The 25,404-nt window shown below is 63.0% G+C and carries 24 protein-coding genes and 1 pseudogene; 11 read left to right on the top strand and 14 right to left on the bottom strand.

Features of this window, described 5'->3' with window-relative positions:
* Positions 1 to 180 precede the first annotated feature (180 nt).
* Entirely contained in the window at positions 181 to 1,242 is a 1,062-nt protein-coding gene (gene mgrA / locus FHT02_RS06190; protein WP_184085623.1) for an L-glyceraldehyde 3-phosphate reductase, read from the top strand.
* The gene (locus tag FHT02_RS06185) at positions 1,239 to 1,718 is read left to right on the top strand and encodes a GreA/GreB family elongation factor (protein WP_184085621.1); all 480 of its coding nucleotides are present in this window, start codon (positions 1,239 to 1,241) and stop codon (positions 1,716 to 1,718) included. Before mgrA ends, FHT02_RS06185 begins: the two co-directional genes overlap by 4 nt.
* A 7-nt stretch (positions 1,719 to 1,725) precedes the next feature.
* Here the strand turns inward: FHT02_RS06185 and dinB are convergent, their stop codons facing one another.
* The 4 genes from dinB to FHT02_RS06165 all read right to left on the bottom strand — a co-directional run bounded on the left by dinB (position 1,726) and on the right by FHT02_RS06165 (position 5,305).
* The gene (dinB, locus tag FHT02_RS06180; protein ID WP_184085619.1) at positions 1,726 to 2,793 is read right to left on the bottom strand and encodes a DNA polymerase IV; all 1,068 of its coding nucleotides are present in this window, start codon (positions 2,791 to 2,793) and stop codon (positions 1,726 to 1,728) included.
* Between the two features lie 45 nt (positions 2,794 to 2,838).
* Complete coding sequence (locus tag FHT02_RS06175) at positions 2,839 to 3,495, bottom strand: sulfite oxidase-like oxidoreductase (RefSeq protein WP_184085617.1); 657 nt, start codon at positions 3,493 to 3,495, stop codon at positions 2,839 to 2,841.
* A gap of 64 nt (positions 3,496 to 3,559) precedes the next feature.
* Positions 3,560 to 4,396: an alpha/beta fold hydrolase gene (locus tag FHT02_RS06170; RefSeq protein WP_184085615.1), complete on the bottom strand. Its 837-nt coding sequence runs from the start codon at positions 4,394 to 4,396 to the stop codon at positions 3,560 to 3,562.
* A 570-nt stretch (positions 4,397 to 4,966) separates the two neighbouring features.
* Positions 4,967 to 5,305 (bottom strand): SWIB/MDM2 domain-containing protein, encoded by a 339-nt coding sequence (locus tag FHT02_RS06165; protein WP_184085614.1) that lies wholly within the window; start codon positions 5,303 to 5,305, stop codon positions 4,967 to 4,969.
* Positions 5,306 to 5,645: 340 nt separating this feature from the next.
* On the opposite strand from FHT02_RS06165, the gene FHT02_RS06160 reads away from it, so the two are divergent.
* Positions 5,646 to 8,048, top strand: coding sequence for a TonB-dependent receptor plug domain-containing protein (locus FHT02_RS06160; RefSeq protein WP_184085612.1), 2,403 nt, complete (start codon positions 5,646 to 5,648; stop codon positions 8,046 to 8,048).
* Positions 8,049 to 8,115: 67 nt separating this feature from the next.
* Here the strand turns inward: FHT02_RS06160 and FHT02_RS06155 are convergent, their stop codons facing one another.
* The gene (locus FHT02_RS06155) at positions 8,116 to 8,379 is read right to left on the bottom strand and encodes a hypothetical protein (RefSeq protein WP_184085610.1); all 264 of its coding nucleotides are present in this window, start codon (positions 8,377 to 8,379) and stop codon (positions 8,116 to 8,118) included.
* Positions 8,380 to 8,530: 151 nt separating this feature from the next.
* Positions 8,531 to 9,829, bottom strand: coding sequence for an SLC13 family permease (locus FHT02_RS06150; RefSeq protein WP_184085608.1), 1,299 nt, complete (start codon positions 9,827 to 9,829; stop codon positions 8,531 to 8,533).
* An 86-nt stretch (positions 9,830 to 9,915) separates the two neighbouring features.
* Between FHT02_RS06150 and FHT02_RS06145 the strand changes: the two genes are divergently transcribed.
* Entirely contained in the window at positions 9,916 to 10,776 is an 861-nt protein-coding gene (locus FHT02_RS06145; RefSeq protein WP_184085606.1) for a hypothetical protein, read from the top strand.
* 93 nt (positions 10,777 to 10,869) lie between these two features.
* On the opposite strand, the gene FHT02_RS06140 is transcribed toward FHT02_RS06145, so the two are convergent.
* The 5 genes from FHT02_RS06140 to FHT02_RS06120 form a co-directional block, all read right to left on the bottom strand.
* Positions 10,870 to 11,403 carry a DUF421 domain-containing protein gene (locus FHT02_RS06140; RefSeq protein WP_246352226.1) on the bottom strand — a complete coding sequence of 178 codons (534 nt, stop codon included), beginning with the start codon at positions 11,401 to 11,403 and terminating at the stop codon, positions 10,870 to 10,872.
* Positions 11,404 to 11,438: 35 nt separating this feature from the next.
* Positions 11,439 to 11,903, bottom strand: a complete 465-nt coding sequence (locus FHT02_RS06135) for an MgtC/SapB family protein (RefSeq protein WP_246352225.1) — start codon at positions 11,901 to 11,903, stop codon at positions 11,439 to 11,441.
* On the bottom strand, positions 11,900 to 13,189 hold the full coding sequence (locus FHT02_RS06130) for a DUF2254 domain-containing protein (protein WP_246352224.1): 1,290 nt from the start codon (positions 13,187 to 13,189) through the stop codon (positions 11,900 to 11,902). The genes FHT02_RS06135 and FHT02_RS06130 overlap by 4 nt, the downstream gene beginning before the upstream one ends.
* A gap of 17 nt (positions 13,190 to 13,206) precedes the next feature.
* Positions 13,207 to 14,574, bottom strand: coding sequence for a L,D-transpeptidase family protein (locus tag FHT02_RS06125; RefSeq protein ID WP_184085604.1), 1,368 nt, complete (start codon positions 14,572 to 14,574; stop codon positions 13,207 to 13,209).
* A gap of 131 nt (positions 14,575 to 14,705) precedes the next feature.
* Positions 14,706 to 14,999 carry a hypothetical protein gene (locus FHT02_RS06120; RefSeq protein ID WP_184085601.1) on the bottom strand — a complete coding sequence of 98 codons (294 nt, stop codon included), beginning with the start codon at positions 14,997 to 14,999 and terminating at the stop codon, positions 14,706 to 14,708.
* A gap of 316 nt (positions 15,000 to 15,315) precedes the next feature.
* On the opposite strand from FHT02_RS06120, the gene FHT02_RS06115 reads away from it, so the two are divergent.
* Positions 15,316 to 16,368, top strand: a complete 1,053-nt coding sequence (locus tag FHT02_RS06115) for an AI-2E family transporter (RefSeq protein WP_184085599.1) — start codon at positions 15,316 to 15,318, stop codon at positions 16,366 to 16,368.
* Between the two features lie 160 nt (positions 16,369 to 16,528).
* Here the strand turns inward: FHT02_RS06115 and FHT02_RS22205 are convergent.
* Positions 16,529 to 17,831 (bottom strand): annotated as a pseudogene (locus FHT02_RS22205) (cation:proton antiporter).
* Positions 17,832 to 18,211: 380 nt separating this feature from the next.
* On the opposite strand from FHT02_RS22205, the gene FHT02_RS06105 reads away from it, so the two are divergent.
* Entirely contained in the window at positions 18,212 to 20,149 is a 1,938-nt protein-coding gene (locus tag FHT02_RS06105; protein WP_221239334.1) for a BCCT family transporter, read from the top strand.
* Positions 20,150 to 20,426: 277 nt separating this feature from the next.
* Here the strand turns inward: FHT02_RS06105 and FHT02_RS06100 are convergent, their stop codons facing one another.
* On the bottom strand, positions 20,427 to 20,627 hold the full coding sequence (locus tag FHT02_RS06100; RefSeq protein WP_184085595.1) for a hypothetical protein: 201 nt from the start codon (positions 20,625 to 20,627) through the stop codon (positions 20,427 to 20,429).
* Positions 20,628 to 21,345: 718 nt separating this feature from the next.
* Between FHT02_RS06100 and FHT02_RS06095 the strand changes: the two genes are divergently transcribed.
* The 5 genes from FHT02_RS06095 to FHT02_RS06075 all read left to right on the top strand — a co-directional run bounded on the left by FHT02_RS06095 (position 21,346) and on the right by FHT02_RS06075 (position 24,125).
* Positions 21,346 to 21,603 (top strand): hypothetical protein, encoded by a 258-nt coding sequence (locus FHT02_RS06095; protein ID WP_184085593.1) that lies wholly within the window; start codon positions 21,346 to 21,348, stop codon positions 21,601 to 21,603.
* The gene (locus tag FHT02_RS06090; protein ID WP_221239333.1) at positions 21,600 to 21,878 is read left to right on the top strand and encodes a DUF5985 family protein; all 279 of its coding nucleotides are present in this window, start codon (positions 21,600 to 21,602) and stop codon (positions 21,876 to 21,878) included. Before FHT02_RS06095 ends, FHT02_RS06090 begins: the two co-directional genes overlap by 4 nt.
* The gene (locus tag FHT02_RS06085; protein ID WP_343056845.1) at positions 21,875 to 22,135 is read left to right on the top strand and encodes a DUF5985 family protein; all 261 of its coding nucleotides are present in this window, start codon (positions 21,875 to 21,877) and stop codon (positions 22,133 to 22,135) included. The genes FHT02_RS06090 and FHT02_RS06085 overlap by 4 nt, the downstream gene beginning before the upstream one ends.
* Before the next feature lie 77 nt (positions 22,136 to 22,212).
* Positions 22,213 to 23,286, top strand: coding sequence for a serine hydrolase (locus FHT02_RS06080; RefSeq protein WP_184085591.1), 1,074 nt, complete (start codon positions 22,213 to 22,215; stop codon positions 23,284 to 23,286).
* 263 nt (positions 23,287 to 23,549) lie between these two features.
* Positions 23,550 to 24,125, top strand: coding sequence for a DUF1622 domain-containing protein (locus FHT02_RS06075; RefSeq protein WP_246352223.1), 576 nt, complete (start codon positions 23,550 to 23,552; stop codon positions 24,123 to 24,125).
* 281 nt (positions 24,126 to 24,406) lie between these two features.
* On the opposite strand, the gene FHT02_RS06070 is transcribed toward FHT02_RS06075, so the two are convergent.
* Positions 24,407 to 24,817 (bottom strand): glycine zipper 2TM domain-containing protein, encoded by a 411-nt coding sequence (locus FHT02_RS06070; RefSeq protein ID WP_184085589.1) that lies wholly within the window; start codon positions 24,815 to 24,817, stop codon positions 24,407 to 24,409.
* Positions 24,818 to 25,404 lie beyond the last annotated feature (587 nt).

Below are 25,404 nucleotides of genomic sequence, written 5' to 3'. Positions count from 1 at the left end.
CGCTATCGCCCTCCTGCAAGGGAGGGGATCAAGGGTTGGGTCTGAAAAGGGCCGGGGCTCGATGCCCCGGCCCTTTTCCTTTCCCCAAGCGTTAAGCTCGCCTCCGGCTCGTACCCAACCCCCGCCCTTGCAGGGACGGGCGTTGCTTGGGCAGGGCCGGGGATATAGTTCGGAGACACCATGGCCTTCCCGCAACCCTACACCGCTGATCCCGCCCGCTATGACGGCCGCATGCCATACCGCCGCTGCGGCCGCTCGGGGCTGGACCTCCCCGCAATCTCCCTCGGTCTCTGGCAGAATTTCGGCGGCACCGACGTGTTCGAAACCGGCCGCGCGATGCTCCGCCGTGCGTTCGACCGTGGCGTCACCCATTTCGATCTCGCCAACAATTACGGCCCGCCCTACGGCTCGGCGGAGGAGAATTTCGGGCGCATCATGGCGACCGATTTTGCGCAGCACCGCGACGAACTGGTGATCTCGACCAAGGCGGGCTGGGACATGTGGCCCGGGCCGTACGGCGATGTCGGCGGCAGCCGCAAGTATCTGATCGCCTCGTGTGACCAGAGCCTCAAGCGGATGGACGTCGATTATGTCGACATCTTCTATTCGCACCGCGTCGATCCGAAGACCCCGCTTGAAGAGACGATGGGCGCGCTCGCCCAGCTCCACCGGCAGGGCAAGGCGCTTTATGTCGGCATCTCCTCCTATTCGCCCGAACTGACGCGTCAGGCCGCGGCGATCCTGGCCGAATACAAGGTGCCGTTGCTCATTCACCAGCCGAGCTATTCGATGCTCAACCGCTGGATCGAGGGGGACCTGCTCGACACACTGGGCGATCTCGGCACCGGCTGCATCGCCTTTTCGCCGCTCGCGCAGGGTATGCTGAGCAACAAATATTTGAACGGCGTGCCGCAGGACGCCCGCGCGGCCAAGGGCGGCTCGCTGGGGCAGGGGCTGCTCAGCGAAGACAATCTCGCCCGCATCCGCGCGCTCAACGACATAGCCCAGCGTCGCGGGCAAACCCTGGCCCAGATGGCGATCGCCTGGGTGCTGCGCGATCCGCGCGTCACTTCCGCGCTGATCGGCGCGCGCACGGTCGAACAACTCGATAATTCGCTCGATGCCGTGCAAAATCTCGCATTTTCAGTCGAAGAGCTTGCCGAAATTGACCGTCATGCAACCGAAGGCGCGATCGATCTGTGGAAGGTCTCCTCCACGCTCCAGGAACTTCCCCAGCGATGAGCGTCGCCTTTCGCCGCGAAAGCGATGAGGAGCACAAGGAGCCCAAGTTCGAGATCCCGATGGTCCCGGGCCCCAACCTGGTCACCCCGCGCGGCAAGGCGCTGATCGAGGCCAAGGTCGCCGAGCTCGAGGCCGCTGTCGCCCTGGAAACACAGGAGGAACCGCGCGAGGTCCTCCGCCGCGAATTGCGCTACTGGAACACCCGCCGCACCACTGCCGAGATCGCCCCGCCGCCCGAGGACGGGGTGGCCGGCATCGGCACGCGTGTCCGCATCCGCATGGGCGGCAAGGAACGTGTCCTCGAAATCGTCGGCCACGACGAGGCCGAACCGGCCGCCGACCGTCTTTCCTTCCAGGCGCCCCTGGCTAAAGCATTGATCGGATTGGAAGAAGGTGAGCGTGCCGACTTTAACGGCCGCCCCGAAGCCATCGAAATCCTGTCCGTCGAAAGGTTGTTTTCCGCGTCGACCAGATAGTGGCCGGTCAGCCGAACAGCGGCAGCTCCACCTCGGCCGATTGTCCCTGCGCCTCGAAGTTCGACACGGTAACCCCCACCAGCCTGATGCCCTTCTCCGCCGGCAGCACCGAACGGATCAGCCCCAGGCTGGCGGCATGCAGCGCCGCCTTGCTATCCACCACGGCGGGATAGCTGCGGCTGCGAGTGATCTGCTGGAAGTCCTGATACTTCACCTTCACGGTGACGGTACGCCCGAACGCCTGCGCCTTCTCGCACCACTCCCAGACATCGTCCGCCATCCGCAGCACGCCGGCTTCGATCTCACCCGCTTCGATCAAGTCATTGTGGAAGGTCGTCTCCGACCCTGAGGACTTCCGCACCCGGTGCGACTCCACTGGCCGCTCATCCTCCGCCCGCGCGATGGCATAATACCAGCCTGCCGAGCTGCCGAAGTGCGCCTGGAGGAACGCGATCGACTTGGCACGCAAATCGGCACCCGTCTGAATTCCCAGCGACTGCATCTTGCGGGCCGTCACCGGGCCTATACCGTGAAAGCGCGACACCGGCAGCGTCTCAACCCAGGCCGCGCCCATTTCGGGGGTGACGGCAAACTGCCCATTTGGCTTGCGGTGATCGGAGGCGAGCTTGGCAAGGAACTTGTTGTACGAGATACCCGCCGAGGCGGTCAGTCCCGTCTCTTCCAGGATGCGCGCACGGATCGCCTTGGCGGTGGCCCAGGCGGTTGGCAAGTCCCGCTTGTTGTCAGTGACGTCGAGATAGGCTTCATCCAGCGACAGCGGCTGGATGCAGTCGGTGAACTCGGCGAAGATCGCGTGGATCTGCCTGGATATGTTCTTGTATACGTCGAAACGCGGGCGGACGAACACCAGTTCGGGGCAGCGGCGAAGGGCGGTAACCGAGGGTAGGGCGGACTTCACCCCAAAGGTGCGCGCCTCATAGCTCGCCGCGGCGACTACGCCGCGCGCCTTGGCGGAGCCGACGGCGACAGGCTTGCCCCGCAGGCTGGGGTCGTCGCGCTGCTCCACCGACGCGTAGAAGGCGTCCATGTCGACATGGATGATCTTGCGGACCATGCCCAGGCCTTAGCGCAATGCGAACGGATGGGGAACACTTCAAACTCAGGAATAGCGCTCCTCGGCCCACGGATCGCCGCGCATATGGTAGCCATTCACTTCCCAAAAACCGGGCTTGTCGCGCCCGATCAGCTCGATCCGCGCGATCCACTTTGCGCTTTTCCAGAAGTAAAGATGCGGCACCACCAACCGCACTGGCCCGCCATGCTCGCGGGTCAGCGGCTTGCCCTCCCATTCGCGCACCAGCAGCGCATCGGCGGCGGCGAAATCGCTTAGCGGCAGGTTGGTCGTGTAACCGTCATAGCCGTGCAGCATGACCGCCACGGCTTCGTCGCGCGGCTCGACCAGGTCGAGCAGGGCGCGTGTCGAAACCCCCTTCCAACGATTATCATAGCGCGACCAAGTGGTGACGCAGTGAATGTCGCTCACGCGCTCTTCGTGGGGAAGGGTGAGGAAACCGTCCCAGTTGAGCGACAACGGGCGCTCGACCAAGCCGTCGACTGCCATTTTCCAGCGGTGCAGGCCGATGTCGGGCTGGCGGCCCAGGTCGAGCACCGGCCAGTTCTTCACGAGGTGCTGCCCTGGTGGAAGGCGCTCACTGTCAGAACGGGCAACGCGGCCGGTCAGGAACTTGCCGGACTCCGCCCAATCGCGCTTCGAGCGCGTCAGCTTGCTGTCCTGTGGCGGCAGATCCTCAGCCAACACGGTTCTCCCGGAAATGTAGCAATGGTGGCGGGGAGATCGAGTGATCTCCCCGGCGATACGATCAGCTCCGTATGAAGGCGAGCAGGTCGGCGTTCAACACATCCGCATTCACCGTCAGCATGCCATGCGAATAGCCTTCGTAGATCTTGAGCGTGGCGTTGGGCAGGATGTCGGCCGACAACACGCCTGCATTCTTGTACGGCACGACTTGGTCGTCGTCGCCGTGCAGCACCAGCGTAGGCACGGTGATCGCCTTGAGATCGTCGGTCTGGTCGGTTTCCGAGAACGCCTTGATGCCTTCGTAGTGCGCCTGTGCGCTGCCCATCATACCCTGGCGCCACCAATTGGCGATCACACCCTCCTTCACGTCCGCGCCATCGCGGTTGAAGCCATAGAAGGGGCCGGTCGGCAGGTCGCGGAAGAACTGCGCGCGATTGGCGGCAAGGGCGCTGCGCAGGCCGTCGAACACATCCATCGGCAAGCCGCCGGGATAAGCCTCCGTCTTGAGCATGATTGGCGGCACCGCGCTGACCAGCACTGCCTTGGCGACGCGGCCCTGCGGGACGCCGTGCTGCGCGACATAGCGTGCGACTTCGCCGCCGCCGGTCGAGTGGCCGATATGAATGGCGTTGCGAAGATCGAGATGCTCCGCGACGGACGAAGCGTCGGCGGCGTAGTGATCCATGTCATGGCCGAAATCGACCTGGGCCGAACGGCCATGACCACGGCGGTCATGCGCCACGACGCGGAAGCCCTCTGCCAGGAAGAACAGCATCTGCGCGTCCCAATCGTCCGACGAGAGCGGCCAGCCATGATGGAACATGATCGGCTGCGCATCCTTAGGACCCCAATCCTTGAAGAAGATTTCGACGCCGTCCTTCGTGGTCACAGTGCTCATCATGAGAATCCCTTCGGTGCAGGTGGTAGGCCTTGGCCTGTGGCTTGGACATATCCGGCTGACCCTCTCCCGCTCAGCCGTAAAAATTGCGATGTCGTGTTCCAAGTTTTTGAACACGACATCGTGGCACGACGCCGCTTCCGATTCGGAACGTCAGGCGTACGCTCGGCAAGGATGCGCAGTTAAGTGTCATGAGCAAGTCCATGCACTATCGTTAAAGCATGGTCGTGAACGCAGGCAGCCGGAGGCGAAAGGGCGCGAGGAGTGCCTCAAGATCGGCAGCCCCCGGATGCATTTGGGCGTATGCGGAAGCTGCGGACGTGGCGCTTGCTGCGACCAATCGCCGCATCGCCACACCAGCGCGTATTTTCAGGTAAACGCGCCAGCCGATCATCAAGGCTATGATCCGCCTTAGGGTGGGCTGGTGCTATGTCGACGCGGTGGAGGTCGACTTGCCCAATCAGGCGCCGCAGATTGGGCCGATACTCAGATAGGCTTGAAGGGCAACAGACGCAGGGACTGGCGGAACCGAAGCCTCGGTGCCGCCCGCCTGCATCGCTACATCGTGGCTTACTTCTTAGCGGTAAGGTGCGCGCTGAGGTGCTTGTTCATCTCGAACATGCTGACCGACTTTTTGCCGAAGATCTTTGACAGCTTGTCGTCGCCGTTGATCTGGCGGCGGTCCTTGGCATCCTGCAGATCGTTCTTCTTGATATACTCCCAAACCTTTTTCACCACTTCGCTACGCGGCAGATCGTCCTTGCCGACGATCTCGGCTAGGTCTTCGGACGGCGTGACCGGCGCCGTGATGCCGCCGCGTGCACCGCCCGCGGGCTTGCCCGTGGCTTTTACTTTCTTCTCCGCCGCAGCGGTTTCGTCCTTGCCACGCTTCTCCGCCGATCGTGCCATCATCTGCTCCCTGCTGTCCGTTGCGATGGTTGGTAAGGGGCAATACGCCGTTGTCCGATCTTCGTTGCCCGGGCGGTGGCGAAAAGCGCCGAATTGCGGCGTCGGTGATTAACTCCCGGTTGCGGCACGCGCCTGAACGTGGGCGTCTTCGCGGACGTGTTTATCAGGAAGACGGCGGACAACGCTCGAACTCGGCAAGCGCGCGGGAGAGCCAAATACCACGGCGCAAGCCGGACTTTATGAGCCCCAATCATAACTTAGCATTCCTACCAAGCTGATGGGATTAACGCAGTTCCACAACCGGCGTGACCGCCCCAAGATGAAAAAGGGATCTTTGTTGATGCGAAAGGGGTCGAACCTTCTGATCGCAGGAGCGTCGCTTGCCGCGATGCTGGCCGGCAGTGCCGCGAGCGCACAGGAGGCTAGAAGCGCCGCCACCACCGCGCAAGACGCCGATGCAGGTCAAGCCGCCCCAGCGGGGGACGAGATCGTCGTGACCGGAACCCGTGCGGCCGGACGGTCGCGGCTGGAAACCGCGTCGCCGGTGGATGTGCTCTCGTCCAACAGCCTGAGGCAACAGGGCACAACGGAAGTAGCGCAGGCGCTGGCGAACATCGCGCCATCGGTGAATTTCCCTCGCGCTGCTGCCAATGACGCCACCGACGCGATCCGCCCGGCGACCTTGCGCGGCCTTTCGCCCGACCAGACGCTGGTGCTGATTAACGGCGTGCGGGCCAACGCCTCCGCCTCGCTCAACGTAAACGGCACAGTGGGTCGCGGATCGGCCGCCGTCGACCTGAACACCGTGCCCACCGCTGCACTGGATCGGATCGAGGTTCTGCGCGACGGCGCTTCGGCGCAATATGGCTCCGACGCGATCGCCGGCGTCATCAATCTGCGCCTGCGTGAAGCAAGCTCCGGTGGTGGTGCGACTGTAACCTACGGCTTCTACAACACGGACGTGGATACCGCCCGGGCCAGCCGCCACGTGACAGGTGAATCGGCGACCACAGTGTCGGGATGGCAGGGCATTGGCTTTGGTGCCGAAGGGTTCCTGACCCTGTCGGGCGACTATGTTCATCGCAATCCGACCAACCGTTCCGACGCGCCGGCGCCAAGTGCGCCGGTCGGCGCAAATGGACGGGCACTGCAAGGGCGTTTCGGCGACCCGAAGGTCGATCAGTATACGCTGTTCGTCAATGCCGGCGCCCCTATCGGCGGAGGTTCGTGGAGCGTTTATGGCTGGGCAGGGTTCCAGCAGCGCGACACCTCAAGCGCCGCGTTCCCGCGCCCCAACAATGCCGGGGTGGTCCAGTATCTGGCGGCGGTAGGGTATCCCAACGGCTTCCTGCCGTTGATCGAGACGCGTTCGGACAACCTCAACACGGCGCTCGGCGTGAAGGGCGAAATTGCGGGCTGGTCGGTCGATCTGAGCGCCAGTTACGGGCGCAACAAGGTTGGCTTCCGGACGGAAGACTCGGCGAACTTCTCCTATGGCGCGGCATCACCGCACAGCTTCTACGACGGGGCGGTGATCTACGATCAGTGGATCGCGGGTCTTGATGTCACTCGGCGCTTCGATGTGCTGGGTTCGCTGAACGTGGCGTGGGGCCTGGAGGGCCGCCGCGAGGGCTACAAGATACAGCCCGGCGAGCCGGCGTCGTATCAGGGCCCCGAAACCGGCGCCATTCGCGGCGCGCCGACTACCGCGCAGGGCTTTGCCGGCTTTTCTCCGCTCAACGCGGTCGAACGCGGTCGCCGTTCGGGGAGCGCCTATATCGATCTGGAGGCCCAACCAGTCGATGGCCTGTTGATCGGCGTGGCGGGCCGCGGGGAGAGTTATTCCGATTTCGGCGAAGTCGCGACAGGCAAGGTGTCGCTCCGCTACGACGTCACGCGGAGTTTCGCGCTTCGCGGCACGGTGTCGACCGGTTTCCGTGCGCCATCGCTGCAGCAGCAGTATTTCACGTCGATCTCGTCGGTTATTTCGGGTGGGAACATCATCGAGACGGGCACCTTTCCTTCGAACGACTCAAGGGTGTCGTCTCTCGGCGCCCGGGCGCTCGAGCCGGAGCGTTCCACGAACTTCTCGGCAGGCACGGTGCTGCGCTTCGGGAGCTTCGACCTGACCGTCGATGGCTATTACATCAAGCTGCGCGACCAGATCGCCCTGTCCGAAAACATCCCGGTTTCGAGCCTGCCGAATATCAGCGCCGCGCGCTTCTTCATCAACGGGCTGCGTTCGACGACCAAGGGCATCGACGCCGTTGCGCATTATCGCTTAAATGGCGCGAGCGCCGGCGTGTTCGATTTCACGCTGGCCGGCAACGTGAACGATGTCGAGTTGACGTCACGCCCGAGCACGCAACTCTTCGGGCGCAACCGCGTGCTGACGTTCGAAGAGGGCACGCCGCGCGAGAAGGTGACCGGCTCGATCGACTGGACCAGCGGCCTTGCCGGCGCGACGGTGCGGGCGACCTATTATGGCGACGTCAATCAGCCTGCCGCGACGCCCGCCGGCGACATCCACACGGGGAAGCACGTGATCACCGATCTCGAGCTTCGCTACCGCGCGAAGAAGGGGCCCGAGATAGCGCTTGGCGTGAACAACCTGTTCGACGTCTATCCCGACCGAGTCGACGGCGCGCTCAACGCGCCCAGCGGCGTGCTGGGCTTCCCATATTACTCCCCCTTCGGGTTTAACGGGCGCTATCTTTACGCGCGCGTGGGCCTCAGCTGGTAGCGCTTCGCCTCCCCGCCGGCGCAACTGCTCGCGGAGAGAGCGACTGCCATTCCGATCCAGGGCGGTGTCACCGGGAAGCTTTCCCGGCGCTGACCTCTATCCTCGTCCCGGTGCTGAGCGCTGTCATGCTGGCGGACCAGCGCCGGCCGGCGGGCAGGACGTCGGCGTTGACGAGGCGGATAGAATAGGGGCCGAAGCTCACGAAAACCGGACGCGGTTGGGCTGACTGGAAGGCACCTTCGTCCCCCTCCCACTTCCCGAGACCGTGGCTACGCTTAACCATGGCGGTGCGCCGCTTTGTTGCGGTGCCTGCAACCTGCTCTTCATTCATCAGAACCAACGCAAGGGTTCCGGGCCTTGGCTCATCAAGTCAGTTGGTCGGGACCGGATCGGGCATGCGGCGAACGCGAATTGTGGTCACGACGACCTCGCGTTCAGCGAGCATAGCTTCCTGGCCGCTCCCATTGCGGCAGAACAGGCGCTTAGAACGGAAAGAAGATCGGGATGACGATCACGCCGGCAATCCAGGTGATCACGTTCAGAGGGACACCCACGCGCACAAAGTCCATGTAGCTGTATTTTCCGAGATTGAAGACGAGGACGTTCGTCTGATATCCGAAAGGGGTCGCAAAGGCGGCGCTCGCCGCCAGCATCACCGCGATCAGGAACGGGCGGGGATCGACGCCGAGGCTTTCGGCAAGCGCCACTGCGACTGGAGTGATCAGGACCGCTACCGCCGCGTTCGATAGGAACTCCGTGGCGAACAGCGTCACGCCGTAGAGGACAGCAAGCGCGGTCCATGGGCCGAACGGGCGGATGAACTCGATCAGCAGCGCCGTTCCCGATGCAGCTAGACCTGTCACTTCGATCGATAGGCCGACCACCACCATGCCTGCGATGAGCAGCAGCACTTCCGGGCGTAATCCGGCATAGGCTTCTTCAGGTTTGATAACGCGAAAAAGAACGAGCGCGACCGCTCCCGCGAACGCAGCGGCTGCGATGGGCACGATGCTTAGCGCTGCCGCCGCGACGACGGCGACAAAGATCGCAAGCGAGGCTGTCGCTCGCTTCAGATCGAACGGGCGGTCCACCGCGAACAGCTCGGCATCGCCCATCGTGCCGTCCCCGGTTTGCTCAACCGTCGCCTGGCTCGCCGCGGGGCCGTCGTCGGCGCGCGCGAGCAGGCGGCCTCCGACCAGGAAGAGGTAGAGGCCGCCAACTGCGGCGATGACCAAGCCGACCGGCGTGATCTCGAAGATGCCGAAGACCGGCTGCCCGGCAGCGCGCGCCATGTCGTTGACCAGGAGGTTGGTGGAGGTGCCGATCAGCGTGCACGCGCCACCCATGATCGTGACGTAGCTCAGGGGAATCAGGAAGCGCTTCGGCGACAGGTTAAGCGAAGTCGCAACATCCTTCACAACGGGCGCGGCAAGCACGACGATTGGTGTGTTGTTGAGGAAGGCAGACGCGCCTCCGCACAGTACGATCACCAGCCAGACGCCGAGAGCACCGAGGCGAGCACAGAGGCGCGTTGCCTGCTCTATGAGCAGGCCCAGAAGTCCGGATAGTTCGATGGCGTAGGCGATCACGAACAGACAAGCGAGCGCGATGATGGCAGGACTGGCGAACGCCCCCTGCACCTCTACCGGCCGCACGACACCGAGCAGGAGCAGCGTCGCCGCGGCGGAAAGCGCGGCGACGTCCGAGCGCACTTTGCCGTGGATGAGCACGCCCACTACCGCGACGAGAACCACCAGGGCGGCGATCTGGTTGAAACCCATGGCGTATGCAGAGCGACCGCGGCTGCCCCCGTCAAGCACAAGCCGCTTCTTTTTCATTTCGTCTGCGTGCTGCTATGGTGACGGGGATGTTCAGCACCGTATCAGCCAGCTCGGCATTGACGCGCATCGGCGCACTCCTGACGCTTACATGCGCCACAGCCGGGCTCGCAGCCTGTGGCGAGACGCCGACCGCCTCGCCCAAGCAAGCGGAGACGAAGGCGCCCGAACCCGAGGCGAAGCCGTCCGGTCCCGCGGTGCTAAAGCCTGATCCCGTCCTTGCACGAAGCGACCTGATCGCGGCGGCGGCGCAGGCCGCTTCGCGTTATGCCAGCGGCAAGGCACTTCCCGCAGAGGAAGATCTGGTTGGCCGCGCCTTTTCCGTACGCGTTCCCTTTGGCTGCGAGGGGCCCGCAGCACCGGAAGAGGAGACGCCAGGTATCGCCCACTGGTCGTGGGTAGAAGACCGCAAGACAATCCGGCTCGCCATGCCGCCGGCGGACTGGAAGGGTTCGGCGATGATAGCCCAGGCCGGGGCGTCCCAAACATGGGAGGCGGTCGAGGGATTTTGGGTTCCCAGGCCGTGGCTCATGGCTGACGGGTGTGCGGCGATCCGTCGGGACCCGCTGCAGCCAGCGGTCGCCGCCTCTACGCAAACGCTCGGGCTCGCGGCGGTTTTCGAACAAGGTGGATCGCGCGTCGGCCGTCGGGACGGCAGGGCCTATCAGTTCACCGTCCGTGCGGAGAAGGATGCCCCACTGAGCGTGCCAGAGGACGGCTACCGCATCGTACTCGAGGGTCGGGTGAAGGCGTTCCCAAGCGGCAGAGCACTCGAGTGCCGCGCGTCAGGACCTGACGAGCGTCCAGTTTGCGTGCTGGCTACGCAGCTTGACCGTGTCGCCTTCGAAAGTGCGGAAGGCGCCGTTCTGGCGGAATGGCATACGGACTAGCTTCCCGGATTGGCCAACCAAGTGCGGCAAGCTGGCACAGACTTGTAAACGGCAGTGGCAGGTTGAAGCGCGGCGGTATCAGACTGCTTGCCGCTATCGTTTCACCGAGCATAGGGCGGTCAGTTGCTCGCCTTCCTCGAGTCCTATCACGCTCATGCTGCCGTCTGTTTCCAGGACCACGGCGGCGATTGCCTCGAGCCGGCCATGGCCCGCGTTGCGAACGGCGGAATCGACCTCTGCCCGGGTCACACGTTCCTGCGCCATCGCTTCCTCTCGATAGGCACCGTTCTCGAACAGGAGCCTAGGTTCGGACCGAACGAGCGTGCGAAACCTGCTGCTCGCAATCGAGGCGCGCGACACCAGCCATTGCAGTGCAGCGAGCGCCACGAACGCGAGGACGCCTTCCGCGAGTGCGACGTCCTTGCTGAGCAGCACGGTCGCCAACGTGGACCCGAGCGCCACCGTGACCACAAGGTCGAAGGCGTTGAGCTTGGCGAGCGCGCGCTTGCCGGCCACTCGCAGGATGAGCACCATCGCGGCGTAGGCGAGCAGCGAGACAACCAGCACGCGCAGCAGGCCGCTGATGTTGTCAAAGAACATGGAACACCCGCGCTGCACGATACGCATCTGGGCCGCTATGGCTGGCATGGCCTGTCCCGCTGCTAATCAGCATCGTATTTCCCGGTAAATGGGGCGCTGACAACCAGAACTACCAGCACGCCTCCTGCAAGCATGACCGCGAGCCAAAGCAGGCCCACTCCGCAGATCAGCCCGATTGCTCCCGCCGCCCAGATCGAAGCGGCCGAGCCAGCACCTTTGACATAGTTGTCTTGGCGAAACATCGCACCCGCGCCGAGAAAGCCGATGCCGGTGATCACGCCGGAGAAGACGCGACTGAGCCCCAGATCGACGTCAGGACCTGTGGTTCTCGCACCCATTTCCATGATCGTCAGCGAGAGCGAACAAGCGGCAAGCGCGACGATCATGAACGGGCGGAAGTCTATCGGCTTGCGTCGCAGAAAGCGATCGATGCCGATCAGTAACGGCAGCAGCATCGATGCGCCTATCCGCAGCAGAGCCTCGGCCCAGGAGATGTGTATCGGGGAGAAGGTGCCGGCTTCCATCATGATGAAACCGCCAGGCCGGCCTGAAGTTCTGCGCCAGCCGATCTTTGCGCTCCCCAGTGCGAACGGTAAGCTTCCCGGACGCTTCCCAGGTCGGAGCTGGAAGACATCGCTTTCTCGCAGCGGACCAGCGCGTCCTCTGCGCGAAGCGCGATCGCGCCGCGCGCCTTGGGCGCGACGGCGGCAATCTGCGCAAGCGAGTGCTGCAGCTTGATCGCGACTTCGACAATGCCAGCTCCATCCCTTGCGATCGGACGGATCAAGTCGTCTAGGAGGTCGCCGACCCCTAGGCTTGGGAATCGGACAGACTCCGTTGACGGCGCCCGGCGACTGGCGTCGTCCAAGAACGTGCTCATCACACGCACGCCCGACCCCAGCACGGCGATCGCGGTGCCCGGATCGTTGACACTGGGCGACAAGGCTCGCGAGGCGATTTCGGAGAGCACCACCAGCCCGAGCCGCGGATCATGGTCGAACTGGCGATGAGGGCTGATAGTGAACGCCTCTCCGATCTCCGCGTCGCAATTGGCATTCCCCTCCAGCCTTGCGATCTCCCTCGTCGTCGTGACGAAGGCGCCGGGCATCGCCTGGACATGAATGTGGCAGCCGAGCCGGCGTGCCACGCTGTCCAGCGCGGCCAGATCTATGTGGGTGATGTAGCCGACCTTGCCCGAGAAAACGGCACGCTCGCCGCGAGCCGGGGTAACAACAGAGGTTTCGAATGCGACGGCCTGGCCTGATCGAGCCACGGCCTGCGTCGTCACCTTCTCCACGCGGTCTATCGTGTCGCCTACGCGGCCAAAGCTCGCCAGATGGCCGATCCACCGCAGCAGAGTCACCACAATGACTGCGATGACGACGACGGTGCCGATGAACAGGATAACTCTGCCCGCTTTGCCGTAGATTCCGGTAGATAGCGCGCAGATACCCACGATCGAGAACAGAAATGCTCCAATGAAGGTGGAAAGGGCATTCTGCGCGGTGGAATCCTCCACGAGAAGCTGCGTCGCGCGGGGGGTGATCGTGCTGCTGGCGCCGGAAACGGCCGAAACCATCGCGGTAAGCGAAAACGTCGTCACGGCCAGCATCGAGGAGGCGAGTATGCCGAGGATGTTGTCTACCGCGTCCGAGCCGATCTTCGTGCTGATCTCATAGGGGACATACGGTGCCACGAAGGCCGCGAGCAGAGCGACCGCGACCGAGAAGAGCGAGAAGAGGGCAGCGCGAAACCAGATGCGGCGAAACAGCAGGCGCGCGACCCACCGCCAGCGTGAGGTCATGTCGGCCATCTGAACGGCACCGTTGCTCATGGGGCTATGTCGGCTTCGCCGCTGCGCAGCCGGGCTTCGGCTCGACCCGGAAACCCGAGCGCCTTTGCGATCGGAGCGTTCCAGCCATAGGGATCCGTGCGGTACGCAACCTGCCCATCGTCACCGATGAAGACGTTTCGATAGAGTAGCCGGACCGGAATTTGACTCTTCAGCGGCACGAACCGCTGTTCGCCGCTGGTCTGGGCCGCCTGCCACTCTTCGGTCACGCCCTGATCTTGCGCCAGCATCTGCGCAAACCCAAGTGCATCTTCTACCCGGACGCATCCGTGGCTGCGATGGCGCTGGCTGCGGTCGAATAGTTCAGGCGCCGAGGTGTCGTGCAGGTAGATGGCGTGCTTGTTGATCATGTCGAACTTCACCAGACCCAAAGCATTCTGAGGACCTGGGCCCTGAACGATCCAACCGCCTCGAACCGTCATGTTGTTGCGGGCCAGATAGTCAGCGCCGACATTGGCCAGCTCGCCGTTCTGGATCGACTTCGGAACCGTCCAGGTCGGGTTGGCAACGAGGCGGTAAATCGGCGACTGGAGCAGCGGCGTCTCGGTGCCCGGCTTCCCCACGACGACGCGCCGCGTGTCCGCGAGGACACCGTCTCGGTAATAACGCAGGCGGGCAGCCGCGGTGTTCACGTCGATCCGCGTCGGCGGCGGCGTGCGCGACAGCCAACGCCGCCGCTCCAGCGCGACGGCGACTGCCCGGGCCCGGTCACCAGGGCTCAAGTTCAGCACACCGACGGTCTTCGGACCAATCACACCGTCTGCGGCAATTCCAAAGTCACGCTGCAGCCGCTTAACCGCGCCGGCGATGTCGTGGGTGTAAACAATTCCACGCTCACCTGATGCCGCTCGCGATGCCACGTCGCCAATCGGGAGATAGCCGCCGTCGGTCAGCTGCTCGATGATCATCGGCACTCGGGCGTCGGAGGTGCCCACCTTGAGCAGCTTTCCGCCCAGTGGGGGGGAGCCGCCATCCCGAGGTTGGGCGCTGAGATCGAGATAGGCTTGCGAAAGACGCGCATACTCCTCGTCCTGCGGCGCGAGACTTGCCAGCCACTCGCCTATGCGACCTTTCGCCACGGCGGCGGCCAGCGTGCGCTGGAGGGCGGCTTCATCGACGCGCGCCTCGGACAGCGTGAACGGGTCATGCAGCGTGGCTGGATCGACGACTCCCCGGGCGAGTGCCCTCGCGAAGCGGAGTGCCGCCTGGTTCAGTTCAGCGTCCGATGCGCCGTCATCCGCCTCAAGGAAGCTGACGTGATCAAGCCCGTGGCGAGATCGGTCGCCGAGTGCGGAGAGTAGCGCAGACTTCGACGCTTCACTCCAACCGCTCGCCTGTTCCAGCATGGCCTCTTGAGCGGGTCGGGCAGTAGCCCGAGCTGGCGCAGAGGCGGTCAGAGCAGTCATTAAGGCTGGCAACGCTGCGATGCGCAGGACTGCCGCAGTTGCTCGCATAGCTTGGGCATTCATCCGCATGATCAGTCCTTGCGAACTGCCGGAGCTTCGTTCGCGACCACCTTGTCTCGCCGTTCCTCTGTCATCGTCGCCGCAACATTCCGGTCGGCAGCGGCGATGGCGTCCGCGCGCTCTTCACCGGGTTCGCGAGCCTGCTCGGCACGATCCGTGAGCGCCTCTGCCCGGTTTTCCATGGCATCGGCACGCATGTCGGCGGCATTCTGAACGCGATCCCCAAGGTTTTCGGCTGGGCTCTGGCCGCGACCCGCAAGCGCCACCGCGCCCAGTGCCAAGGTCATGGTGAGTGTGGCATTCATGTGGAAGTCTCCTCTGACTACGATGCGCTCTCCCACCGCACTAAGCCGCTTGATCGGAAAGCCTGAAATGCCGTGCCGGAGCGTGCGGACCGGCGGTGCGTGAAGGGCCCGACGGGACGGCCCTGAAGGACTCGCGCTTGAGTGGCCGACGTCCTGGATCGTATCAGATGAACGGGGCGCCGGGCGCATGGTTCCGTGCCTACTCTCAAGCGTTGAGCATGCCGGCGAGCTGCAGTAAGCGGCTGATGCGCCGGCAGGCTCACGCGTCCGGATTCAGGATCCTCAGCGCGGATAATCCACCGTGGTGAGGACCTATATGACCGCTAGCTCCACCGGACCTTCGAAGAGAATGGCGCAGATTGCTGCAGCTACGGTAACCGTGCTTTCGATCATAGGCGTGGCTTGGCTGTTCATCGAGCTCACGCGCTTCTTCATGCTTGTATTCGCCGCGTTGGTTCTGGCGGTGATCTTCGACGCTCTGGCGCGAAGGGTTACGGCCTTGATCCGGATGCCGCGCGGCGCTGCGCTCGGGCTCTCGATCGTGGCTCTGGTGTCGTTGTTCGTCGGCGCCTTCACCTTGTTCGGAACGCAATTGGCGCGCGAGTTCGACACGATAGCCGAGAGCATCCCTCCAGCCCTGGCCCAAATCGACGCGTCCCTGTCGCGCTTCGGTATGAACAACAGCGCAAGGGAGCTGTTTGGCCGCGGCAGCAGCAACGTCTCGAAATTGCTGTCGCAGGCGGGCGGCTACATTCTGGCCGCGAGTAGTGGCTTCGCTGACTTCGTACTTGTGTTCGTGGGCGCGATCTTCATCGCCGGCAATCCCGGCGTATACCGTCGGGGATTGCTGTTGCTCATGCCGCAGCGCGCGGAGCGAACCGCCGAAAAGTCGCTCGACGACATGTCACGCGGTCTACGCGGCTGGATGGTCGGGCAGGCGGCATCTTCCGCGTTGGTTGCGATACTCACCTGGGCCGGACTTGCGGTGCTCGGCGTCCCAGCAGCTGGCGGGCTTGGGCTTATCGCGGGCCTGTTGGACGTGATCCCGATGATCGGCCCAATCATTGCCGCCGTGCCGGCCATCCTACTCGCATTCACTGTCTCCCCGATCACCGCTCTATGGACGGCCGGGCTGTTCCTGCTCATCCAGCAGTTACAGGGCAACCTGCTGCAACCCATGATCCAGAAGCAGGCTGTCAACGTTCCACCCGCAGTGCTTCTATTCGCCGTCGTAGCATCCGGCACCCTTTTCGGCTTTCTCGGTGTGCTTCTGGCCGCTCCTTTGACTGTCGTCATCTTCGTGATGGTGCAGCGGATCTATGTGAAGTCGCTGCTGGGCAAGGATGTCCAGATCGTCGGGGATGACTAGGACGCAACCTCGACCTGAACCGAAGAGAAAGACGAATCCGCAGGGACGCCGGCGCGACTGCCGAGCAGCGCAATGATGCCAAGCGCGAACGCGATGTCGCTTGCCGGGATGGCCGAGCCCGCTCCTGGGATGATCTGTCGCTGGTTTGAGCGGCCCATTGTTATCGATCCGCTGAAGCGCCCTGCAGACCGGGAGTAGGAGCATCTTCGGCATCCGGATCCCTGCCCTGGGAGCGGTCGACGAACCGCATGATGGGTGTGACGGTCAAGCCGTGCAGAACGATGGACAGCAAGGCGACCAGCCCGGTGATCGCCCATAGCCTCTCTGCTTCCGGTAAATGGAGGTGGTTCAGCGCGTAGGCCAAGTAGTAGAATGATCCGACGCCGCGGATGCCGAAGAACGCGAGTGTCATCTTTTCGAAAAATTCCGCTTTGAAGCCGCTGAGCCCGATTATTCCCGCGATGGGGCGCACCATCAGGATGATGGCAGCGGCCGCGACCGCATCGCTCAAGCGGAGCGGCAGCAGCAGGCCACTCACTAGCGCTCCGCCCAACAAAAGCAGCAGCACCATCATGCCGATGCGCTCCACCTGCTCCGTGATGTCGTGCATGTCGCGGTTGAAGTCGTGGTCGCGGTGGGAGCGGCGAAAGTGTGAGCGCGGTCACGAACACGGCGAGGAAGCCGTAGCAATCAAGGATTTCGGCTAAGCCGTAGGAGATGAAGGTGGCCGCTATCGCGATCAGCCCGTCGCCGGTCTGCGCCAGCTTGGTCTCTGCGGGAACGTGGAAGGTCAGCCATCCGAAGACCCTTCCGATCAGCCATCCGCCGGCGACTCCGACGCCGATTTCCCAAAGGACGCTGTGCAGGACCCACTCACGCGCCCATGGCGCACCGGTTGCCGCGGAGAGTCCGAGGGCGATTGCGAGATTGACAAAGGGGAACGCCAGCCCGTCGTTCAGGCCTGCTTCGGACGTCAGACCGAAGCGCACCTCATCCTCCTCTCCGCTCCTTGGTGGACCGACCTGAACGTCGGCGGCCAGCACCGGATCGGTCGGGGCCAGGCTTGCTCCCAGTAGGAGGGCTGCAACCCAGGAGAGGCCCAGTCCCCAGCCGCCGATCGCAGTGATGGCTGCGATGCTCAGTGGCATGGTGATGGCGAGCAGGCGCCAGGTGACACTCCATCGGCGCCAGCTGAAGCTCCGGTCCAGCTTCAGGCCCGCCCCCATCAGGGCTATGATGACGATGAACTCAGTCAGCCGCTCAGCAATGACCGGATAGGCGAGCGGCAGCGGCTGGAGGGAGACTGCAGGGATTGAGAATACGGCGGCGCCGATCGCGATACAGATGATCGGCAGCGACAGAGGCAGTTTCTTTAAAGCGAGGGGTAGCCATGCCACAAGCACGATGAGAGTGCCCAGGCCGGTAAGCCACAGGATATAGGGTTCGGGTGAAAAGACCTGCATTCCGCCTAAACAGTCGGACGCGTGTATGCGTTCAAACGGCGAGGATCTTGGAGCTAACCGGTTCTGCTCGTTGCTCGGATGCTGTCCTCCGTCCGCTTGCATCTGCGTCGATATCGCCCATCAGGGTTAGGAGAAACCTCCCTGAAATCGAGGCGTTCTCCGAATCCCGCTCCGCCTGGGCTCGCTCGGGGGCTCGCAGAGGCGTAGCGACTGGACGACGCCGACGACGGGCTACTCAATCCTCGGACACCTTGCAGCGATAAGCGTTTGCAACCCAGGGGGCTGCACTCCGTTCATCTCCCAGAACAGTGCTGCGGATAGGGGGTGAATTGAACGACCCGGAACTGAAAGAGGCGGCAAAGTCGGCCTCAGGGAGGAGGATGGAGATCAACCCTCCCGTCTTCTTCATCTCAGCCGGCCTGATCCTCGCCTTCGCGCTCTTTGGCGCTTTGGCGCCGAACTTGGCGAGCCGGGTCTTTGCGGCCGTCCAGGCGCTGATCGTAGCAGATTTCGGGTGGTTCTACATCGCCGCCGTGGCGGGATTTCTGGTGTTCGTTCTGTTCCTGATGTTCAGTCGTTATGGTGACGTGAAGCTGGGCCCGGACGACAGCGAACCGGATTACAGCTATCTCTCGTGGTTCGCGATGCTGTTCAGCGCCGGCATGGGGATCGGACTGATCTTCTTCGGCGTGGCTGAGCCGATCCAGCATTATGCGCTACCGCCTGTGGGCGAAGGGCGGACGATCGAATCCGCCCGCCAGGCGATGGTGCTGACCTTCTTCCACTGGGGCCTGCATGCATGGGCGATCTATATAGTTGTCGGACTGGCACTCGCCTATTTTGCGTTCCGGCGGGGCCTACCGCTCACGATCCGGTCGGCCCTCTATCCCTTGATAGGCAAGCGAATCTATGGCCCGATCGGGCATGCTGTAGATATTTTTGCCGTGCTGGGCACGATGTTCGGCGTCGCGACTTCGCTGGGCCTCGGTGTGCTTCAGGTGAATGCCGGATTTAGCTACCTGTTCGGCCTCCCGAGTAACACGCCGGTACAGCTTGTCCTGATTGCAGCCATAACAGGCATGGCGACGCTGTCGGTCGTGATGGGGCTGGACAAGGGCGTAAAGCGCCTGTCCGAATTGAACATCATCCTCGCAGGGCTGCTACTCGCCTTTGTGCTGGTCGCGGGCTCGACCGTGTTCCTCCTTCAGGCCTTTGTCCAGAACGTTGGCACCTATCTCAGTGAAGTCGTGCAGCGGACCTTCCGCGTCTACGCCTATGAGCCCAATCCGTGGCTTGGAAACTGGACGCTGTTCTATTGGGGCTGGTGGATCGCCTGGTCGCCCTTCGTCGGCATGTTCATCGCCCGCATCTCGCGCGGGCGCACGATCCGCGAGTTTGTCGCGGGGGTACTGCTGGTGCCGACGCTCTTCACCTTCTTGTGGATGACGGTGTTCGGCAATACCGCGATCGCGCTCGACATGAGCGGCACTGCTGAAATCGCTGACACAGTCGCAAACAATCTGCCGGTGGCGCTGTTTGAAACGCTAGGGCATCTGCCTCTCTCTACCATCGTCTCGGGCATCGCGACGGTCCTCATCATCACCTTCTTCGTGACGTCTGCGGACTCTGGAGCCTTGGTGATCGACATGATCACCTCCGGCGCGGCGGAGAACCCGCCAATATGGCAGCGTATTTTCTGGGCGGTTTGCGCGGGCGGCATTGCAGCGGTGCTGCTTGTAGCCGGCGGGCTTCAAGCGCTCCAGACCGCGGCCATCGCCAGTGCGCTCCCCTTCGCCATCGTGATGGTGTTTATCTGCTATGGCCTGCTGCGCGCACTCCAGATGGAGGGCAAGGAGGCGATGGATCTGTCGGTCACGAGCCCCGCCTCGGGCGCCGAAACGCCAGTGACTTGGCAACAGCGTCTCGCCACAATCACGCGATTTCATAACCGAGAAGAGGTTGCTGCTTTCCTCACGGACACGGCGAAGCCGGCGCTTGAGGCGGTGGCGGCACAGATGCGAGACAGTGGTTTTTCACCCCAGATCGTTCAAGATGGTGAGCATGTCGAGATCAAGGTGCCGCACGGTGATCGGGGTGAGTTCTGGTACGGCGTCCGCGCCCGCGGTCTCCTGGCCGCGAGCTTCGCCTGGGCGGAGCCGCGCAAGGAACGTGAGCGGGAGCGCCTTCACTACCGCGCGGTGGCGCACTCCTCTGAAAGTGACCAGCCGCGCGATGTGACGGGCTACTCCGACGAGCAGTTGATCAACGATCTGCTCAATCGCTACGCTCACTTTCGCCAAACACGGCGCATGACGTAAACGACCGGGTGCTGTTCGCAACATGGCATGGAATCCTGTTGCCTGAAGTGGAATGCTTCAGCGCCCTGTGAGCCGCTCAAGCGGACGCTTCGACACTTTCGGGCTTAGCGCTCTCGCCGGCCTTCCTTCTCAAAGCGGACGCGAGGCGTGGCCCTGCGGACGCCGCACTAGAATCCGTAGGCTCCATCCACGAGCAGTCCGCAACCGGTTGCCATGAGCACCGGATGCGCACGGATCCTTTGATGCCATGCCCGCGAAGACCGACTGAACACCAACACTAGGCGGGAAACAGCCCTCCGGCCGCGCCGCTAACGACCGCAGCCAGCGGAGCGACGAAGAGCAGCGACGTGACTGGGATAGTCTCCCGCATGGCCCCGAAATAGATATAGTCACCGGCAAGGCTGAGAATGACGAGCCCTGAAATCATCACGGCGCCCATCACGAGCACCGCAACTCGCGGCTCATAGGCGGCCGCCAACTCTTCGATCGCGAAGGCGCCCCGGCGAGCGGGGTGTTGAACGCTGCTGCCACGCCAGCCGCCCGCCGGCGATCAGCACTCCCGCACTGACCGGTACACGCAGAACACGGTGAACGGCTACCATGATCGCGGCGCTTAGCGCGTGAAACGCCGCTGCGCGCAGTCCCCAGCAGTCGCGAACAGCAGCGCGAGAAGGCTGAGCAACAGCGCTCCCAACAATGTCGCGGCGCGCCGGCCGGCAACATCTAGCGGCGCACGCATCTTGCGCACTGCCCGCCGACGCCACAGCGACCGGAACGACGTCGCCCCTGGCCCTTCCCCGTTTTCATATGAGGCACTTAGACGGGCTGATTACCCGAGCCAAGTTCCTGATCCGCTGGAGAGGAGATGCGCCCGGAGACAGGGTGACGCCGTCGTCCGAGCCTGAGCGTCGCCACCTCGGCCACCAAGAACGTTCGGGACATCGCCCGGAAACGTAAATGGCCGAAGGGCTTCGAACTTCCTTCATGGAGCGCTCAGGCGAACAACTGGAGAGTTCGTCGTGGCTGCCTGAGCGAGCGCCTCTGGCGCACTCCAACGCCTCAACTTGGAGGGACATAGGGTGCCAACCAGGCAGGATTTGGCGAGCTTCATCGGCTCGAGCTTTCGCTCGGTCTGGGCTCTTGAGTTGCTCATCCTTTTGCGAAGCAACGATGAACGATCTTGGACGGATGCTCAAATGGTCGACGCGCTGCGAGGCAGCAATCTCGTCGTGCAGCAAAGTGTCCAGGCGCTGCTGGCAGCAGGCCTCGTGGTGATCCACACAGATGGCTTGGTCCGGTATCAACCGGCGTCTGAGGCGATCGGCGAGCTCGCAGGGGCCGTTGAGACCTTGTACGCGGAACGGCCGAATGCTGTGCGCCGCATGATTGTGTCTCCACCCCCGTCGAGCATCGCCAGTTTTGCCAACGCCTTCAAGCTTCGGAGCGATCAATGACCGCTGCTGTGCCCGCCATTGTATACCTGTTATGCTTCGGAACCAGCAGCGTCTGTGCCGTTCTGCTCGGGCGTAGCTACCGCAGCACCGGAATGCGCTTCCTGTTTTGGAGCGCGATTTGCTTTACACTGCTCGCCCTCAACAACCTTTTCGTCATAGTGGATCTGCTCGTGGTCCGATCCATCGACCTTGGACTGGTGCGATTGATACTCTCTTTGTCTGCGGTGTGCGTCCTTTTGTTTGGCTTCATTTGGAATATGGAGGAAGAGGCGTGATCACCAGTGCGTTCCTCTCTGGCGCCATCACTTTGGCGTTCGGCATCGCCGCCCTTCACTTCCTGAAGTTCTGGCGGAAGTCGCGTGACCAGCTCTTCTTTGCCTTCGCCGCTTCCTTCCTCCTGCTCGGCCTCGGTCAGGCTGCCTTGGTCTTGGGCGGCGTCCAGGATGAACAGCGTCCCTGGGTGTATCTCCTGCGCTTAGCTGCCTTCTTGATCATCGTTGCCGCTGTGCTGCGGAAGAATCGAATAGCGTGACCCCTCGCGCTGCGAAGCCCGCCAGCGTGGCGTATGCAGATTTCAAAAGGTGCTCATTCTTGTCGTTCACTTTCGTCATGCGCCCGCTCGCGGTTTTGGCCATAAGCTGCACCATCGCCGCCTGCGTTCCCAATGTGAACCCGCCTGTGGCGGCGGTCCCAGCCCCAAGGGTAGTTCAAGCTACCGCTTCAACCGAAATCGCGTTCTCGCAAAGGCCCGCGAGCCCCGAACCTCCGGCAGGCCTGCTCAACGCCATTCACGCTCTCGGAGCCGCGTTCAAAGGCGAAGTGGGCATATCGGTGCGGGACATCGATGAGGGATGGACCGTGTCTTGGGAAGGCGACGCGCTGCGGCCGCAGCAGAGTGTGAGCAAACTCTGGGTGGCCATCACCGTCATGAGCGCTGTCGACGACAAACGGATATCGCTTGCCGACCCAGTGACGGTACGCCGATCCGACCTGACCTTGTTTCATCAACCAATCAGCGCATCTGTGGGGAAGGAGGGCTACAGAACGACGGTGGGAGGGCTTTTGCGGGGCGCCATGACCCGCAGCGACAACACCTGCAACGACGTGCTGCTCTGGAAGGTTGGCGGACCATCTGCAATCAAGCGTTTCCTTGCGTCGCATGAAGTGGATGACGTCGGCTTCGGACCAGGCGAGCGCGACCTGCAGGCACGAACAGCAGGCCTTACCTGGCGCCCTGAATGGGCGGGAGGATGGGGATTTCTGAAAGCGCGAGCAGCGCTCAGCCATGCGGAGCGTCGGCGCGCCTTGGAGCGATATCTAGCTGCACCGTATGACGGCGCGTCGGCCAACGGAATAACGCTCGGCTTGTCGCTGCTTGCCCGAGGCAAGCTGCTCAGCCCTTCCTCTACCCAGTCGCTACTCACCTTGATGCGTTCGAGTAAGACCGGGCCGCTTCGACTGAAGTCGGGGCTGCGGCCAGGCTGGACGCTGGCACATAAGACGGGGACCGGACAGGATCTCGGAAGCTTGTCCACCGGTTATAACGATGTCGGGCTGCTCGTCGCACCTGACGGGCACCGCTATTCCGTGGCGGTCATGATTGCGAGCACGCGCGAGCCCATTCCTGCGCGTATGCGGCTTATGGGGAACGTTACCAGAGCGATCATCAAGACGGCGAGGTAGGCCTATCCGCTGGCAGCTTGCCGCTTACTCTAGTCACCTGGGCAGTGGCGATCAACTCGAGGTGCCACTTACCACTCTGGGTCGCGAACCCTCATCATCAACCAAAGTGGCGCCAGACCGTGGCAGGCATGATATTGAGACGTACTGATGCTCTGCCCCCCGGACGGGGGGCGCGTCTCAAGGCCAGGAGGTACGCTCGCCGAGGCGCTACTCGAGCACGGCAGGGTTGGGCTCGCCTGATCCTTGGCGGTGCACTCTTGGCGATGATCGCCCTCTGGTCACCGCAGGTCTTATCGGCCGGTCCCACCGCGCTGCACATCGACGTCATGAAGGCCGTCCCACTTGCCTTTTGCGTTCGTGCTGGTTGCAAAGTTTCTCGCACCGGTGGTGTCACTCTCGAAGTGGATCTGTTGCAAACGGTTCATACAATCACCCGAACCGTCGAGTTGATTGGCATCCTCGTGATTCTGGCTGGAGCAACCTATTCGGCGCGGCGCTTTGTGCGTGCAGTGGCACGCGCCGGGACGAGTTCGGGCTCGTATAAGCAAGTGCGCTCCGACCTGGGGCGATCCATCCTACTCGGGCTCGAACTTCTCGTCGCTGCAGACATCATCAACACAGTGGCGGTGCAGCCTACTCTTCGAAGTATTGCCGTTCTGGCAGGTATGGTACTTATTCGCACCTTCCTGAGCTTTTCCCTCGAAGTGGAGATCGAAGGTCGGTGGCCTTGGCAGCCGCCAAGGAAGCGGGAGCGGCCTGCTCAAGACTCATCGGGCCGACCTGAAGCGCAGGAGCGGATGTATGCTGTTGCGTTCAGAAGCAGTGGCCTCCTTGCATAGCTGCTCGGACGTGCTGCGCCTGTAAGAAGCACGTCATCCACTACCGCCAGCAGTGCCCCCATCTGGGGGACAGGACGGACAGCCCTGTCCCGTCCTAGGGGCGGAGATGCAGACCGTATGTCCGGTGGCAGAATGCGAACTCGCAGCGGCGCGTTTACGGCCGGAGTTAAGATGCCCCTCGCGCCCGCGACGGCGCGGAGGGGCAGATCTAGAGACCCGCCGCCAGCAGCAACGGATGTCGGGTATCGCGGTTCAAATCAAGGCGGGCCAACCTGCCAGCCTCACTTGCACCGAGCGCCGCTTCGTTCGATTTCCCGTCCTGCCAGTGCGCCGCCCGCTGCACCGAGCAATGTGCCCAACGTGTCGGATCCGCCCGGAGCGATTATGTTGCCCAGGACGCCACCCGCGATGCCGCCGACGATGAGTCCTGTCGTTCCATCATTGCGGCGGCAGTAGTAACGCCCGTCCTGGCCACGGTAGACGCGATCATTGCGGCTCAAACGGCGCTCGCGATACCGCGCATCATTGCGATAGTAGCGGCTGGCATCGTAGCTACCATAGGCAGGATCGGGACGGTTATAGTCATAGTTGCGATAACCGGAACCAGCGCCGTATCGACCGCCACCCGCGCCACCTACACAGCCTGCCAAGAGCACAGCCGAGGCGGCCGCTGCTATTACCGATAAGCGCATCTTTCTTCCTTTCCAGATCTCGCCTGGTCAACGGCCAATGGTTTGGAAAGTTGCTTTGGATTAGCTTTGGCTGTGGCAGGGCGTCGCCCGCCCGTCTGGGGCTGTGGCCAGCCCTTTTGGGCTTGGCGCTGTCGGTAGTCTGCTACAACTTTTCCGTTGTCGCCCGCCTACACCTTCAGCGCCACCGCACCGCACAACCTTGTGATGGCCGGCGTCTTGATCGGAATAGCCGTCTGGGCGAGCGTGCTGACGACACGGATGACGGAGTGACCGCATTACGCTGAAAGATGCGAGTGTGGCAGCACTCGCCCAGAAACTCACTCGCGATGCCGACTGGGAAACCACGGCCGTGACCGTTTGTGAGCACGTCGCGCACCTGGTTAAGGTGCAGGCGGTTGTTTTCAGGAAATTGATGGGGCGCTGACGCCGGCGGCCTCGCTTCCTGCCGCCGTGTCGCTTGGCCGCGTCAGACAGCGCTGGAATGGGCTTGGACGGAAGGGGAGGAAGCAGGCTCGGGACCGGCGATGGTTTCGGCTACCGACTGGCAATCCAAGCCCCTCAAAAAACCGCATTCGGAACATTGGCGG

Source organism: Sphingomonas xinjiangensis (assembly GCF_014199255.1).
GTDB classification, from domain to species: domain Bacteria; phylum Pseudomonadota; class Alphaproteobacteria; order Sphingomonadales; family Sphingomonadaceae; genus Sphingomonas; species Sphingomonas xinjiangensis.
This window is presented reverse-complemented; position numbering and strand designations above follow the sequence as displayed.